The 14,843-nt window shown below is 69.0% G+C and carries 15 protein-coding genes; 4 read left to right on the forward strand and 11 right to left on the reverse strand.

Annotated features, from left to right (window positions below; all coding sequences use genetic code 11):
* Nucleotides 1–135 precede the first annotated feature (135 nt).
* From IEY14_RS24010 to IEY14_RS24030, 5 genes are all read right to left on the reverse strand, one after another.
* Nucleotides 136–1,386, reverse strand: coding sequence for an ABC transporter permease (locus tag IEY14_RS24010; protein ID WP_188913092.1), 1,251 nt, complete (start codon nt 1,384–1,386; stop codon nt 136–138).
* Between the two features lie 3 nt (nt 1,387–1,389).
* Nucleotides 1,390–2,067, reverse strand: coding sequence for an ABC transporter ATP-binding protein (locus tag IEY14_RS24015; RefSeq protein ID WP_188913094.1), 678 nt, complete (start codon nt 2,065–2,067; stop codon nt 1,390–1,392).
* A gap of 3 nt (nt 2,068–2,070) precedes the next feature.
* Nucleotides 2,071–2,532, reverse strand: a complete 462-nt coding sequence (locus IEY14_RS24020) for a hypothetical protein (protein WP_188913096.1) — start codon at nt 2,530–2,532, stop codon at nt 2,071–2,073.
* 100 nt (nt 2,533–2,632) lie between these two features.
* Nucleotides 2,633–4,375, reverse strand: coding sequence for an alkaline phosphatase (locus IEY14_RS24025; protein ID WP_188913098.1), 1,743 nt, complete (start codon nt 4,373–4,375; stop codon nt 2,633–2,635).
* A 178-nt stretch (nt 4,376–4,553) separates the two neighbouring features.
* Complete coding sequence (locus IEY14_RS24030; protein WP_188913100.1) at nt 4,554–5,636, reverse strand: LysR family transcriptional regulator; 1,083 nt, start codon at nt 5,634–5,636, stop codon at nt 4,554–4,556.
* Nucleotides 5,637–5,776: 140 nt separating this feature from the next.
* Between IEY14_RS24030 and IEY14_RS24035 the strand changes: the two genes are divergently transcribed.
* From IEY14_RS24035 to IEY14_RS24045, 3 genes are all read left to right on the forward strand, one after another.
* Nucleotides 5,777–6,361, forward strand: a complete 585-nt coding sequence (locus IEY14_RS24035) for a GNAT family N-acetyltransferase (protein ID WP_188913101.1) — start codon at nt 5,777–5,779, stop codon at nt 6,359–6,361.
* A complete protein-coding gene (locus tag IEY14_RS24040) occupies nt 6,361–6,615 on the forward strand; it encodes a hypothetical protein (RefSeq protein WP_188913103.1) in 255 nt (84 codons plus the stop codon). The genes IEY14_RS24035 and IEY14_RS24040 overlap by 1 nt, the downstream gene beginning before the upstream one ends.
* A 61-nt stretch (nt 6,616–6,676) precedes the next feature.
* Entirely contained in the window at nt 6,677–6,994 is a 318-nt protein-coding gene (locus IEY14_RS24045; protein ID WP_188913105.1) for a hypothetical protein, read from the forward strand.
* 16 nt (nt 6,995–7,010) lie between these two features.
* Here IEY14_RS24045 and IEY14_RS24050 read toward each other — a convergent pair whose 3' ends face one another.
* The 6 genes from IEY14_RS24050 to IEY14_RS24075 all read right to left on the reverse strand — a co-directional run bounded on the left by IEY14_RS24050 (nt 7,011) and on the right by IEY14_RS24075 (nt 13,789).
* Complete coding sequence (locus IEY14_RS24050; RefSeq protein WP_188913107.1) at nt 7,011–8,015, reverse strand: ABC transporter ATP-binding protein; 1,005 nt, start codon at nt 8,013–8,015, stop codon at nt 7,011–7,013.
* Complete coding sequence (locus IEY14_RS24055) at nt 8,012–9,022, reverse strand: ABC transporter ATP-binding protein (RefSeq protein WP_188913109.1); 1,011 nt, start codon at nt 9,020–9,022, stop codon at nt 8,012–8,014. The genes IEY14_RS24050 and IEY14_RS24055 overlap by 4 nt, the downstream gene beginning before the upstream one ends.
* A complete protein-coding gene (locus IEY14_RS24060) occupies nt 9,012–9,986 on the reverse strand; it encodes an ABC transporter permease (protein WP_188913111.1) in 975 nt (324 codons plus the stop codon). The genes IEY14_RS24055 and IEY14_RS24060 overlap by 11 nt, the downstream gene beginning before the upstream one ends.
* On the reverse strand, nt 9,986–11,020 hold the full coding sequence (locus IEY14_RS24065) for an ABC transporter permease (RefSeq protein ID WP_188913113.1): 1,035 nt from the start codon (nt 11,018–11,020) through the stop codon (nt 9,986–9,988). The genes IEY14_RS24060 and IEY14_RS24065 overlap by 1 nt, the downstream gene beginning before the upstream one ends.
* A gap of 139 nt (nt 11,021–11,159) precedes the next feature.
* Entirely contained in the window at nt 11,160–12,821 is a 1,662-nt protein-coding gene (locus IEY14_RS24070) for an ABC transporter substrate-binding protein (RefSeq protein WP_188913115.1), read from the reverse strand.
* A gap of 197 nt (nt 12,822–13,018) precedes the next feature.
* Nucleotides 13,019–13,789 (reverse strand): helix-turn-helix transcriptional regulator, encoded by a 771-nt coding sequence (locus IEY14_RS24075; protein ID WP_188913117.1) that lies wholly within the window; start codon nt 13,787–13,789, stop codon nt 13,019–13,021.
* 149 nt (nt 13,790–13,938) lie between these two features.
* Between IEY14_RS24075 and IEY14_RS24080 the strand changes: the two genes are divergently transcribed.
* Nucleotides 13,939–14,838: a proline iminopeptidase-family hydrolase gene (locus IEY14_RS24080; RefSeq protein WP_188913119.1), complete on the forward strand. Its 900-nt coding sequence runs from the start codon at nt 13,939–13,941 to the stop codon at nt 14,836–14,838.
* The last annotated feature ends 5 nt before the right edge of the window (nt 14,839–14,843 follow it).

The following is a 14,843-nucleotide window of genomic DNA, read 5'->3' on the forward strand; positions in this document are numbered from 1 at the left end:
CTTCCACTCAGCCCACCGCGTCACTCCCACGTCACCATGACAATCCCATGCAAAAATATCCGCCCTCCCAGACGGAAAGATCGGCCCGCTTCGTCGACGTCCCCCGCCGGCCGGAAAACGGTCGGTGCGGTTCCGTCAGCCGCGCAGGGCTTCGGCCGGTGACTGGCGATAGGCGAGGAGGGCGGGCAGGAGCGTCACGAGGCCGGTCAGCGTAATGAGGACGAGCAGCGCCAGTCCGTCTTCGCTTCGGAACTCGACCGGCAGGCGAATGCCGCTCGCCCCGCCGACATGACGCGCCAGGGCCAGCGCCGCGCCATAGCCAAGCGCGAAGCCGCCGATTATGCCGAGACCGATCGTGCCGACCACTTCTAGCCAGACGATGGAGAAGACCGTGCCGCGCGAGGCGCCGAAGGCGCGCAAGGCGCCGATCTGGCGCCGTCGCTGCAGGACATGGATGGTGACGACGAGAAGAATCGCGCCGGCGACCAGCGCCTGCGCGCCATAGGCGATCGTCGCCAATACGCTGCGCGCATCGCCGAGCGTGCCGTAGAGCCTAGTCAGCACTTCGGCCGGAAAGACGGCGAGGCTGCGCTCGTTGCGATATTCCTGCCGCAGCTTGTAGGCGTCGGCGATGGTCCTCGGCTTCACGAGAATCGCCGGCACGCCGGGCGCGCCCGGCGATGCCAATGCCGCCGGGTCGATCGGCCGATCGAGATCCAGCGCGTCATGCGTGCCCGCCGCATCGGCGGCCTTCGCGCCGGCCAGAAGCGGGGGCACGGCCTCCGCCTCATGCGCATGCACCTGCCAGACGGCCTCGATCGGCACGAAGATCGCGCGGTCCCACGGGGTGCCGGTCGGCGCCATGCGCCCGACCACGCGGTAGCTGACCTCGCCATGGACATGCCCGCCTTCGGACATCCGGCCATGCAGCGGATGGAAGCGGCTGTCGATCCCGCGTGCCACGGCGGCGCCCACCACCGCCTCGCCGAGCCGCGCGAAGAGCCGGCCCTCGGCGGGTCCGCCGAAACTCGAGATGACGTCGCCGGTCGTGCCGACCACCGGATCGTCGCCGACGAAATCGCCGAAGCCGACCGGTGCCGCGACGGCGACGCGTGGATCGGCTCTCAGCGCCGAAAGGACGCGGCCGGGCAGGAGGGGCAGGGGAGCCGGCTGCAGGAAGACCGACGAGAGGACGAGCTGCGTCTCGCTGCCGGGCGCGCCGACGACGAGATCGAAGGCGCTCGCCGCCCGCGCGCTGCCGAGGCGCAGCGCCCTTTCGCCGAGCGTCACCGAAACGCCGAGCGCCGTCGCGAGCGCGATGAGCAGCGCGACGGCGAGCGCCCCGGCCCATTGACGGCGAAGATCGGCGAGGACGAAGCGAATCATCGGTCAGGCGCCTTCCGCCGGGAGGAGCCGGCCATTGGCGAGCCGCAACACGCCCCCCAGCCGTTCGAGAAGGCGCGGGTCGTGGCTGGCGACGATCAGCGTCGCGCCGGTCTCCGTCGCGAGGTCGAGAAGGAGTTCGCCCACCGCCGCCCCCGCCTCGGCATCAAGGCTCGCCGTCGGTTCGTCGGCGACGAGGATGCCGGGCCGCGTCACCAGCGCCCGCGCCACGGCGACGCGCTGCATCTGCCCGCGCGACAGGGTCTCGACGCGCCCGTCGCGCCGGGCGACGCCGACCCGGTCCAGCAGGCGCTCGGCCTCCGCGCGCGCCTCCGCCTGCGGCCGGGTCCGCGCCAGGCGATTGGGCAGAAGCACGTTCTCGATGGCCGACAGGCCGGGAAAGAGATGGAAATCCTGCATCACCAGGCCGACATGGCGCGCCCGCCAGCGGTCGCGCCGGGTCTCGGACAGGGTCGCGAGGTCGGTCTCGCCCCAGCGCAGCGCGCCGTGGCGCACCCGTTCGAGGCCGGTCAAGGCGTTGATGAGCGTCGTCTTGCCGGAGCCCGAGGCCCCGGTCAGCGCGATCCGGGCGCCGGGCTCGAGGCGCAGGGAGGGAATGGCGAGCGCCGGGGCCGCCAGTCCTCGGAAACGGACTTCCAGGGCGTCGATCGCGAGGCCGAGCATGGATCAGGCGACCGAGAAGCCGGCATCGACGATGCGGACGCGGCTGACGAAACCGGTCTCGGGATCGGTCCAGGAGCCGAGATCGAGGCGCCCGGCGACGTCGATCGGCCGGTTGGCCTGCACGAAGGTCTGCGCCTCCTTCAGATAGATCACCACGATCGAATCGGGCCAATCGGCATCGGAAGAACAGAAGGGGCAGAGCGACATCGGAATTTCGGTGAGGACGAAGAACTTCGCCTCGGCCTTCAGCGGCGGGGCCATGAAGCCGCGCATCGTCACGTCCTGGCCGGCCAGGGCCTTGGCCTTGTCCGACAGGGTGAGGCCGAGAACGCTCACCTTGCCGTAGAGTTCGTCGAAGGCGATCGCGGACGCGGCCCGGGCGGGACGCAGGGGAATGAGCCCGCTCGCGGCCCCCGCGAGGGCGGATCCGATCACCTGCCGGCGGGAAAGAGCGAAGCGGGCCATGGCCTTGGCTCCTCGAGGCGGGGCTGTCCCCCGAAGGAAAAGGGCCCCGGCGGCGGGCGCCGGGACCTCGTGTCGTGCGACAGGGACTTTGCGTTCCGCCTCAGTTCTTCTGCGGCGCCAGGGCGAAGGCATCGGCGAGGACGCGATAGATGTCGCTCTCCTCCATATAGCCCTTGAACTCCTCGGCGCCCGGTCCGGCCGCCTGAAGCACGACGTCGTCGACGGCATGGACGGCGGTATCGGCCGAGCGGGGCAGGTTGCCCTCGCGGAACACGGCGCCGGGAACCGACTTGTAGGCGTCGTTCGCGACATATTCCTTCTTTTCGTTCTGCACGGCGGGCTCGAACGGGCCGTCCATCTTCGGCCGGAAGGTCTCGTAATAGTCCGGATAGTTGTTGGAGAAGATGGCGAGGCGGCGCGACACGTCGACCCGGTCCGGATAGCCGTCGCCGTCCTTGTCCTCGTAGTTCGGGAAGCCGGCATCGGCATAGACGCCGACCTTCTCGCGCATCTCGGTGCCCGGCTTGTCGTCGTCGATCGTGCCGATGATCGAGACGCCATGGGTGTGGTCCGCGGTGGCGACGATCAGCGTGTCGGGATGGCTGCGCTGGAACTCGCGGGCGACGGCGACGGCCTTGTCGAACTCGATCGTGTCGATCATCGAGCGCTCCCAGTCCATCGGATGCGAGGCCTTGTCGATGCAGGAGCCCTCGACCATCAGGAAGAAGCCCTCCGGGTTCTTCGACAGCTTGTCGAGCGCGACCTCGGTCATCTCGACGAGGCCCGGCTGGTTCGGGAACTTCGCCACGGTGCCCTTCTTCAGGAAGCCGCGATCCAGCATGAAGTCCATGTTGCCGGTGTGGAAGAGGCCGAGCAGCTTGTCCTGATTCGTGCCCTTGGCGGCGGCGAGCTCCGTCTTGTCGGTCGCGAGCGCGTAGCCCGCATCCTTGAACATCTGGATATAGTCCTTGTCGTCCTTGCGCTTCGAGCCGGCGGTCGCCTGGGGTAGGAAATAGGCCGAGCCGCCGCCGAGCAGGACGTCCGGCTTCACGGCGAAGAGCATGTCGACGATCTCCGGCTTGTCGGCCCGCTTGCGGGTGTGGGACACGACGGCCGCCGGGGTCGCGTCCTCGACCTCGGAGGTCGCGACGATGCCGATCGACTTCTTCGTCGTGCGGCGCAGCGCCTCGCCGATCGTCTCCACCTTCGGATCGTCGAAGGAATTCTTCGTGCGGTCGGCATAGACGCCGAGCGCGTTCACGGCCGTCTTGTGGCCGGTCATATAGGCCGACATCGTGTTGGCGCTGTCGGTGGCGACGGCATTGGTCGAGGAGGTGCCGACGAAGGCCATGTGGTCGAGATCGTCCATGGCGAGGCGGCCGTTCGCCTTGCCCTCGGTCATGCCCTTGGACATGATCCGGGCGCCGGTGCGGTTGGCCACCGACATGCCGTCGCCGAGGAGGAAGATGATGTTCTTCGCCTTGGGGATCGCCGGCGTGCCGTAGACCGTCCAGGTCACGGTCTTGGTCTCGTCGCCGGCCTTCGCCTCGACCTTATAGCTGCCCGGCTCCTTGAGGGCGGCGCCGTGGAGACGCACGGCGGAGGCCTCGGTGCCCTCTTCCTTGGCGATGAACTCGACCGGCTTGCCGAGCACCTCGGCGGCCGGCTTGCCGTTGATGGTCACGGACACGGCGCCTTCTTCGACCGCCTTCGCGAACTCGACCTTCATGTCGAAGGGCGAGCCCGCCAGGATCGTCGCGCGATCGAGCGGCAGCACCGTCGTCGCGCCGGCGGCGGAGGAAAGGAGGGTGGTGGCGGTGAGCAATGCGACCAGGCCGCGCATGGCGTCGTCTCCAGCGTTGGGATGGCGGTCGGCTATTCGCTTTGCATGACAGGGCAATGACGTAATATTATTGCATTACAGTGGGATGGCCGGGGCCATGACGGCGTGAAGACATCGTGGGCGGGCACTTCGTCGCAGGGGCCGCCGCCGATCCTCCGGCGCGTTTCCGGATCGCTTCTCAATCCCGAGGGGGATCGGCCGGGATCGACGCCTCGTCGGGGTCCGGTTGCCGGTCGGCCCTGCCTTCGAGAAGGAATTGCGGCCGGCTCGGCGTGAAGCCCTGGAAATAGGTCTTCAAGGCGGGCGAGGCCGCCAGGAGTTCCACGATCTCGCGCGGATGGAGGGGCGTCCGTCCGAACCAGGGAAAGCGCTGCGGGCTGAAGCTCTCGACCAGCCAGTCCACCACGGCGCGATGGCGCGCCGTCTTGATCACTTCGGGATGGACGGCGAGCCAGATCTCGACCGAGCCGCCGAGCGCCAGATCGACGGGAACGACGTCGCCGCCGATCGCCATGGCATAATTCGGCAGAAGCCCGAGGCCCGCGCCTTTGGCGATCGCCCAGTAATGGGCGCTGGCGAAATTGGTCCGCAGCCGGATCATCCGATGCGCGACCTCGGGCGTGAAGATCGCGCCGAGATCGCCGCTGGAGAACTGTTCCATCTCCTGCGCGATGATCTTGTGCCCGGCGAGGTCGGCGAGGGTCGCGGGCAGGCCGTGGCGTTCGGCATAGGACCGGCCGGCGAAGAGCGCCAGATGGGCATGGCCGAGCCGGCGCTTGATGAGGTCGGGCGCCGTCGGCTCGGTCACCTGGATCGAGATGTCCGCCTCGAGCCGCAGGACGTCCACCGAGCGCAGGGCGCATTGCAGGGTGAGCTGGATGTCGCGTCCCTCGTCGGACAGGAAGTCGACCAGCTGGGGCAGGAGCCAGAAGGTGCCGAGGCCCTCGGTGACGGCGAGATGCACCGAGCCCGCCATGGTATTGGCCGCCGACTGGGCGACGCGCCACAGGTCGGACATGGACTGCTCGACGCTGCGGGCCGAGCCGGCGAGGCGCCGGCCCTCCGCCGTGAGGTTGACACCATTCGCGTTCCGGTAGAAAAGACGAAAGCCGAGAAGGTCCTCAAGCCGCTCGACGGAATTGCGCAGCGTGTTGACGCTCTGCCCGAGATCGAGGGCGGCCTGCCGGAAACTGCGGCGCTCGGCCACCGCCAGAAACACGCGAATCCCGTCCCAATCGACGTTCTGGGGAAGGTGTTCCATTTTCTGAACGCCCCGCTCCTATCTTTGCGGCATCCAGCGATGTTAACGCGAGCTAACCATAAGGTACAACCTTGTGGAGAAGTCCATTGGCCAGCTCGACCAACCTTCCGCCGCGTTCCCCTTCCGACGAGGCCGGCGCCATGTCCGCGCCGCGGCATCGCTTCGCCACCAACGATCCCGAGCATCGCGGCACCGGCATCTCGGTCGTCCATGGTCTCGACGACCTGATGAAGGTCGTCGCCGTGCGCTCGGCCGTCTTCCTCGGCGAGGAGAAGTTCGACTTCGCCCAGCAGTTCGACGGCAACGATCTTTGCGCGACGCATCTCCTCTACAGCGTCGAGGGCGAGCCGGCCGCCTGCATCCGCATCCGCTTCTTCGGCGATTTCGCGAAGATGGAGCGGCTCGCCGTGCGCAAGGAGTTCCGCCGCTCGCGCATCGCCTTCCAGATCGTGCGGGCCGCCGTCGATCTCTGCCGCGCCAAGGGCTTCCGCCGGCTCTACGGCCATGCCAAGCAGGACAAGCTCGATTTCTGGCAGTTCTTCGGCTTCAAGCTGCGCGACAATGGCGCGCCCTTCGACCTCGCCGGCTATGCCGTGGTCGAGATGGTCGAGGAGGTGGAGCCCTTCGAGGATGCCGTCCGGCTCGGCGGCGATCCGCTGCGCTCGATCCGCCCCGAGGGGCGCTGGGACGTGCCGGGCATTCTCGAAGAGCCGGCGAAGCTCTGATGACCATCTCGACCGAAGAGGAGCAGGCGATCGCGAGCCTCGCGCGCTCGATCGTCCGGGACCGGGAGGCGGCGCGCGAGCTCAGCATGCCCTTCGCCTGCCGGCTGCTCGACCTGTGCCTGATGGAAGTGGCGCTGAACTGGGAAGGGCGCGGCCCTTCCGCCGCCCGCGCGCCGAACGATCCGCTGGCCGCTCTTCTCGAAACCAAGCTGCGCGTGGCGCTGGCGGAGCACGGCAATTTTCCGCCGCGCTGAGGACGCCGATTCCCTTTCGATTTCACTCGTTGCGGCCTCGCGCCGATTTCAGGACATTCCCGTGAACCCTCGCAGCCAGCCGGACGATCTCGCGCTTCTTCTCTATCTCGCCAATGCGCTGCCCGCCCTGCGCCGCGTGTCCGAGACGGCCGCACGCCTCACCGAGCATTCGATCGTGGAACTGGCGGTCGCCATCGCCTGCGGCCGCGACCCGGAAGGGTCGGCCTTCGACCTTTACCGCTATCTCGGCCATGCGGTGCGCGATGTCGAGGCGATCGCCCCGACCAGCGCCGACGCGCTGCGCGCCGCCCTGTGCCGGCTGCTGCCGGCCGATCTCGCCGACGGCCTCGTCGACATGGCGCCGCTCGGCCGCGCCTGAGCGCGGAGCCGCCGCCTCAGGACAGCGGGAAGTGACAGGCGGCGAGCGTGCCGGCGCCGCCGGGCGCGGCCGAGAGCATCGGTCGCTCGGCGCGGCAGCGGTCCTGGGCACGGGGGCAGCGCGGCTCGAAGCGGCAGCCGGGCGGCGGCGCGAGCGGGCTCGGCACCTCGCGCGCCACGCGCCGCGCGCTCTCGCCGCTCGCCGTGCGCCGGCCGGCATGCGGCTCCGGAATCGCCTCCAGCAGGGCCGCCGTATAGGGATGGCGCGGCGCCTCGAAGATCTCGTCCGCCGCGCCGATCTCGACCACCGAGCCGAGATACATCACCGCGACGCGGGTCGAGATCTGCCGCACCACTGCCAGGTCGTGCGCGATGAAGACATAGGTGAGGCCGAAGCGCTCGCGCAGGTCGCAGAACAGGTTGACGATCTGCGCCTGGACCGAGACGTCGAGCGCCGAGACCGGCTCGTCGGCGACGATCAGCTTCGGCTTCAGGGCGATCGCCCGGGCGATGCCGATGCGCTGGCGCTGGCCGCCGGAGAATTCGTGCGGGAACCGGCTGGCATGCTCGGCCGGCAGCTCGACGCTGGCGAGCAGCTCGGCGACGCGATCCGGGATTTCCTTTTCCGAACAGAGTCGATGTACGCGCAGCGGCTCGGCCAGGAGGTCGCCGACGCGCCGGCGCGGGTTCAGCGAGGCATAGGGGTCCTGGAACACCATCTGCAGCCGCGCCCGGAAGGGCCGGAGCGCGGCGTTGGACAATTCGCCGATCTCCGCCCCGTCGAATTCGAGCCGGCCGTCGGAAAGCTCGGTCAGGCGGGTGAGGCAGCGCCCGAGGGTGGACTTGCCGCAGCCCGATTCGCCGACGAGGCCGAGCGTTTCGCCCGGCATCACGTCGAAGGAGACGTTGTCGACGGCGGTAAGCACGCGCCGCCGCGCCTTCACCAGCGAGCGCACCGCGTCATAGCGCTTGACGATGCCGCTCGCGCGCAGCAGCGGACGGTTCGGAACGGCGGCGGTCATGCGGATTCCAGCAGTCTGGCGCGGCGGAAGCGGGCCTTTGCCTCGTCCGGCAGGAAACAGGCGGTGCGGCCGGCGCCCTCCGCCACGAGCGGCGGACGGGCCGTGCAGGGCGCGAAGGCATGGGCGCAGCGCGGCCGGAAGGCGCAGCCCTCCGGCGGCGACAGGAGATTGGGCGGCAGGCCGGGAATGCCGGTCAGCCGGTCCGGCCGGGGGCCGCGCAGCGGCGGGATCGAGTTGAAGAGGCCGTGCGTATAGGGATGTCGCGGCGCGGCGAACAGGTCCGCCACCGGGCCGGATTCGACGATGCGGCCGGCATACATGACGCAGACGTCGTCGGCGATCTCCGACACGACGCCGAGATCGTGGGTGACGAAGACGACGGCCGTGCCATGGTCGCGCCGCAAGCGGTCGATCAGCGCCAGGATCTGCGCCTGCACCGTCACGTCCAGCGCCGTCGTCGGCTCGTCGGCGACGAGCAGCGCCGGCTCGCAGCTCACCGCCATGGCGATCACCACGCGCTGGCGCATGCCGCCGGACAGTTGATGCGGATAGCGCTCGGCGACGCGGGCGGGATCGGGAATGCCGACCTCGGCGAGAAGGGCCACGGCGCGCTCGCGCGCCGCCTTGCGCGACAGGTCCGTATGGGCGCGGATCTGCTCGACGATCTGGGCGCCGACCGTGTGGACCGGGGTCAGGGCCGTCATCGGGTCCTGGAAGATCATCGCGGCGCGCCGGCCGCGGATGCGGCGCAGGCGCTGCGGCGACAGGCCGACCAGCTCCTCGCCCTCGAAGCGGATCGAGCCGGACAGGACGGCGTTCGGATCGGTGATGAGGCCGAGCATGGCGAGCAGCGTCTGCGTCTTGCCCGAGCCGCTCTCGCCGACGAGGCCGAGGACGCGGCCGGCTTCGAGCTCGAAGGACACCCCGTCCACCGCCCGCACGAGGCCGCGTTCGGTGCGGAAGGAGACGGCGAGGTCGCGGACGGCGAGCAGCGGTTCAGCGGGCATCGCGCACCCGGGGGTCGAGCAGGGCGTAGAGCATGTCCACCAGCGCATTGGCCGCCACCACGAAGAAGGAGGCGTAGAGCACGGTCGCGAGGATCACCGGCAGGTCGAGATTCTGGAGCGCGTCATAGGTCAGCTTGCCGACGCCGCGCAGGCCGAAGACCACTTCGGTGAGCAGCGCGCCGCCGCCGATGAGGGCGCCGAAATCGAGGCCGAACATGGTGACGAAGGCGATGAGCGAGGAGCGCACGCCATGCCGCCAGAGGATGTGGCTTTCGCTGAGGCCCTTCGCCCGCGCCGTGCGGATGAAGTCCTCCTGCATCGTCTCGATGAGATCGGCGCGCAGGATCCGGCCGTAGAGGCCGATATAGAGGATGGCGAGCGTCGTCCACGGAATGACGAGCGCCTTGAACCAGCCGAGGGGATCAGTGAGGAGCGGCTTGTAGCCGAGCGGCGGCACCCAGGAGAAGAGCATGGTGGCGTGCAGCGTGCGCTGCGACAGGAGATTGGCCACCTCGCCCACCCAGAAGACGGGCATCGAGACGCCGACGAGGCTCGCCGCCATCAGCATGCGGTCGGTCCAGGTGCCGCGCGTCGCGGCGGCGATGACGCCGACGACGAGGCCGCCGAAGATCCACAGCACCGCCGCGCCGAGGACGAGCGACAGCGTGACGGGGATCGCCCGCGTCACGGCCGGCACCACCTTCTGGCCGCGATTGACGAAGGAGGTGAGGTCCTGCGTGACGAAGAGCTTCTTCATCATCAGCGCGTATTGCACCGGCAGCGGCTGATCGAGGCCGAAGCTCTGGCGCACCTGCTGCAAGGTCTCCTGCGAGGCGTTGCGCCCGGCGATGCGCGCCGCCGGGTCGGCGCCCGGCGTCGCGAAGAAGATCAGGAACACGACGACGCTGATGCCGAACATCACCGAGACGAGCCGGGTCAGGCGCGACAGGATGGCGAGGATCATCAGAGAATCCTGACCTTGGCGCGCGGGTCGAGCGCGTCGCGCACGCCGTCGCCGAGAATGTTCAGGGCCAGCACCGTGACGGCGATGGCGATGCCGGGGGCGAGCGCCACCACGGGCCGCGAATAGAGGAGGCCCTGGCCGTCCTGGATGATCGTGCCCCAGGAGGCGTCCGGCGGCTGCACGCCGATCGACAGGAAGGAGAGCGAGGACTCCGTGATCATGTCGAGCGCGAGGAGGATCGGCACGAAGACGATGACGCGCGGCATGACGTTGGGCAGGAGGTCCTTGAAGAAGATCCGCCAGGGCGGCACGCCGAGCGCCACGGCCGCGAGGATGAATTCGGACTTCATCAGGGACAGGGTCTGGCCCCGGATCGGCCGGGCGACATAGGGCACGTAGACGAGGCCGATGATGACGATCGGCAGCCAGAGACTGCCGGCGCTGACCTCGATCGGGCCGATGGAGAAGCCGTGGCTGATGAGCACGATCGAGAGCGAGATCGCGAGAAGATAGATCGGAAAGGCCCAGAGCACGTCGAGGACGCGGTTCAGCACGCCGTCGACCACGCCGCCGAAGAAGCCGCAGGCGAGACCGACGATCACGGCGAGGACGAGGGTGAGGAGCGTCGCGGCGCCAGCGATGAGAAGCGAGTTCTGGCCGCCATAGAGCAGGCGCGCCGCGACGTCGCGGCCCTGGTTGTCGGCGCCGAGGAGATAGGGGCCGAATGCGAGCGTCGGGCCGATCGGCGTGGTGCCGAGACCGAGGCCCGTGGTCGAGGGCGCCATGATCGGCACGGCCTTGCCGTCCAGCATCACGGTGCCCGACAGGTTGGTCGCGAAGGGATTGGTGCCGGAGACCCGCGCGGCATAGAGCGGCGCGAGGGCCGAGGCGAGGGCGATGACGAGGAGGACGGCGAGCGCCACCATCGCCGCGCGGTCGCGCTTCAGGCGGCGCCAGGCGGTGACCCAGGGGCCGAGCGAGGCGGGCGCGGCTGGCGCCGGCTGGATCTCGGCGGGGGAGGCGAGGGCGCTCATGCCGCGGCCCGGACAGCGAAGCGGCGGCGGGCTTTCGCCGGCGCCGGATCGGCCGGCGATGCGATCTCCCCCGCGAGGGGGGAGACCGGACGGATCGTCGGCATCGGCGCGGGCGCCGATGCCCTGTCGGCCACAGGCCTCACTGCACCGCCACCTTCGAGACGATCATGTAGAATTGCGGGCTGAAGGTGAAGTTCTGGACCCGCGAGGACACGAAGTCGACGCGCTTCGGCGTGAAGAGCACGGCGGCCGGCGCGGCGTCCGTCACCATCTTGTCGACCTCGGTCCAGAGCGGCAGCGCGGCGGCCTTGTCCTTCACCGAGGCGGCGAAGGCCTCCGTCATCTTGGCGTCCACCGCCTTGTCGCAGAAGCCGGCGATGTTCACCGAGGCGTCCGAGCCCGGATGGAAGGAGGCGCAGGAGAACAGGACGTTCAGGAAGTTCGAGGGCGAGGGATAGTCCTGGAACCACTGCGAGATCGACAGCTGCACCTTGTTGTTGGTGTTCTGGATGTAGGTGAACTGCAGGTTCTGCGAGATCGGCTGGACCTTCGCCTTGTAGCCGAGCTCGTTGAGGACGTCCTGGAGATAGACGCCGATGGCGCGCGAGACCACCGTGTCCTCGGGCACGATCGTCACCTCCTGGCCGGCGGTGCCGGATTCCTGCACCAGCGCCTTCGCCTTCTCCATGTCCGGCGCCGACCACTTGGCGCCCGGCTCCTTCGTATAGGGGCAGTAGTCGACATGGCCGGGGAAGTCCGGCGGCAGGATCTGGCAGGCGGGCTGGCCGAGATTGGCGCCGCCGAAGAGCTTGACGATCGCCTCGCGGTCGATGGCGAAGTTCACCGCCTGGCGCGCCTTGGCATTGTCGAAGGGCGGCAGGTTGGTGTTCATCGGCGCGTACCACATCGCCGTCAGCGGGTGGACGAAGACCTGGTTCTCGTATTGCGTGCCGATCTCGGCGAGCCGGTCCGGCGGCGGCTGGTCGAACATCCAGTCGGCGTCGCCGTTCTGGATCGCGGTGACGGCCGCCTCCTCCGTCAGGCCGAAATCATAGGAGATGTCGTCCACGAGCCCGTCCGGCTGGGCGTCGGCGCTCCATTCCTTGAAATTCGGATTGCGGACGAATTTCAGCGAGGCGTTCGGGTCGTAGCTCTGGATCATGTAGGGGCCGGTGCCGGGGATCGGCGTCGTGCCCTGGTCGCTCGCCGGCGTCGCGGCCGGCAGGATATAGGCATGCGGCACGGCGAGCTTCTGGAGGAACTCGCCATCCGGCGCGGTGAGGTTGATGGTCACGGTGCCGGCCGCCTTGTCGCCGCTGACGCCGCCTTCCAGCGTGCAGGTGGCGGGAGTCGCGAGGCATTTGTCGGCGCCGACGATGCCGTTGTAGAAGGTGCCGGCGGTCGGACCGGAAATCTTGAAGATGCGCTGGAAGGAGGCGACGACGTCGTCCACCGTCAGGTCCTGGCCGTTCGAGAACTTGATGCCCTGGCGCAGCTTGAACGTGTAGGTCTTGCCGTCGTTCTCCGGCGTCGGCAGGGCCTCGGCGAGATCGGCCACCACGTCGAAGCCGGTCTTGTCGCCCGTCTTGCGGAAGGTGACGAGCCCGTCATAGGTGACATACATCAGCTGCCAGTATTGCAGCGTGTAGTTGATCTGCGGATCGATGGTGCCGGCGGCGGCACGGGCGAGAAGGCGCAGCGAGCCGCCCTTCTCCTGGGCGGCGGCGGGGCCGGCGAGGGACAGCGCGAGCGCGCCGCCCGCCATGGCGGCGAGAAGGCTTCGGGCAACGATCCGCGACATCAACGCATCTCCTTCACATGGTTCCGATCGCAACGGCTGGCGGTGCGGCGCCTCACCCGAAGCTTACGGACTCGGGCGCCGCACGATAGCTATCAAAAGTCATAGGGCGCCACTCGTATGGACGGCATTCCGCGAGACGGCAAAATACGGGCGCGGGACCGGATGGGGCGGCGATGCGCGATGCGGCGGCGCGGCGCTCAGGCGGCCGGCGCGGCCTCGATCAGCCGGTAATGCGCCGCCCGCGCCACGGCCTGGAAGCGGTTGCGCGCGCCGAGCTTGCGGCTCGCGGCATTGAGATGCAGCGTCACCGTCGGCACCGAACGCTCGATGCGGCGGGCGATCTCCTTCGCCGTCAGCCCGTCGGCGCAGAGGCTGAGGCATTCGCGCTCGCGCGGGGTGAGGCGGACATGATGCGTGCGCCGCGTTTCGGCGTCGAAGCCGGCCGAGACCACGTCGTGGAAGATCTGCCCGAGAACGCCGATCTGCGGCACGATCTCGGCCGCGTCCGCCGCGAAGTCCGGTTCGGCGTCGATGCGGATGGCGGTGAAGGTGGCGAGATCGCCGCGCGGCTGGTGGATCGGCACCGTCACGCCGAAGGAGAAGCGCATGTCGTGCATATAGCCGAGTACTGGCCGGTGCCGCTCGCGGATCACCTCGTCCATCACCCGGCTCTGCTTGCCGAGCCCCGACCAGACGAAGGGGGCGGCGGTGGCGAGCGCGGCGTCCTGCACCGGATCGAGCTGGTAGAAGCCGGATTTCCACAGCGCCAGCATGTCTTCCGGCACGCGGCGCGCTTCCAGGATGTTCGGCGTGATGAGGCTGCCGTCATGGCTGCGCGGCACGGGCGTATAGTCGTAGATGACCGCCGAGAAGCCGGCGCGCTCGAGGATCGCGAGGGCGCGATCGAGCGCCGGCCCCAGCGCCATGCCCTCGGGCAGAAGTCGCGGAATGTCGGACAGGATCGTCATGGCGCGGCGATCTTTGCGCGCTTGCGGCCTGCCCGTCAATTGAGCGCGCCCAAGTTTCAAGCAGGAATCGGCGTCATCCCTGTCTTTTTTGACAGCTTTCGTCGCCCGGCCTCCTCTCGCTAGCCTCGCCCCAAAGCAAGGAGGACCCGATGGCCGCCATTCCCGTCACCGAAGGCTATGCGCCGCATGGCGAATACCGGACCTGGTATCGCGTCACCGGCGATCTCGCGAGCGGCAAGCTGCCGCTCGTCGTCGCCCATGGCGGGCCGGGCTGCACCCACGACTATGTCGACAGCTTCAAGGACCTCGCCGCGAACGGCCGCGCCGTGATCCATTACGACCAGATCGGCAATGGCCGCTCGACGCATCTGCCGGAGAAGGGCGGCGACTTCTGGACGGTCGCCTTCTTTCTCGGCGAGCTCGACAATCTCCTCGCCCATCTCGGCATCGCGGAGCGCTACGCGCTGCTCGGCCAGTCCTGGGGCGGCATGCTCGCCTCCGAACATGCCGTGCGCCGCCCGCAAGGGCTGAAGGCGCTGATCCTCGCCAATTCGCTCGCCGCGATGGATCTCTGGGTGGCGGGCGCGGCGGAGCTGCGCGCCCAGCTGCCGGCGGAGGTGCAGGACGCGCTCGACCGGCACGAGGCGGCCGGCACCACGCAGGACCCCGAATATCTGGCGGCGAGCCGCGTCTTCTACGACCGCCATGTCTGCCGCGTCACGCCCTGGCCGGAGGAGGTGGCGCGCACCTTCGCCGCCGTCGAGAGCGATCCGACCGTCTATCACACGATGAACGGGCCGAACGAGTTCCATGTCGTCGGCACGATGCGGAACTGGACGATCGTCGACCGGCTCGACCGGATCGAGGCGCCGACGCTCGTCTTCCGGGGCGCCTATGACGAGGCGACGCCGGAATGCGTCCAGCCCTTCATCGACCGCATCCCGACGGTGGAATCCGAGGTCTTCCCGAATTCCAGCCACATGCCGCATGTGGAGGAGAAGGAGGCCTGTCTCGCCCGCGTCGAGCGCTTCCTCGCCGCGCGGGACTGAGCCCG

It is taken from the genome of Aureimonas endophytica, from assembly GCF_014642635.1.
GTDB lineage: Bacteria > Pseudomonadota > Alphaproteobacteria > Rhizobiales > Rhizobiaceae > Plantimonas > Plantimonas endophytica.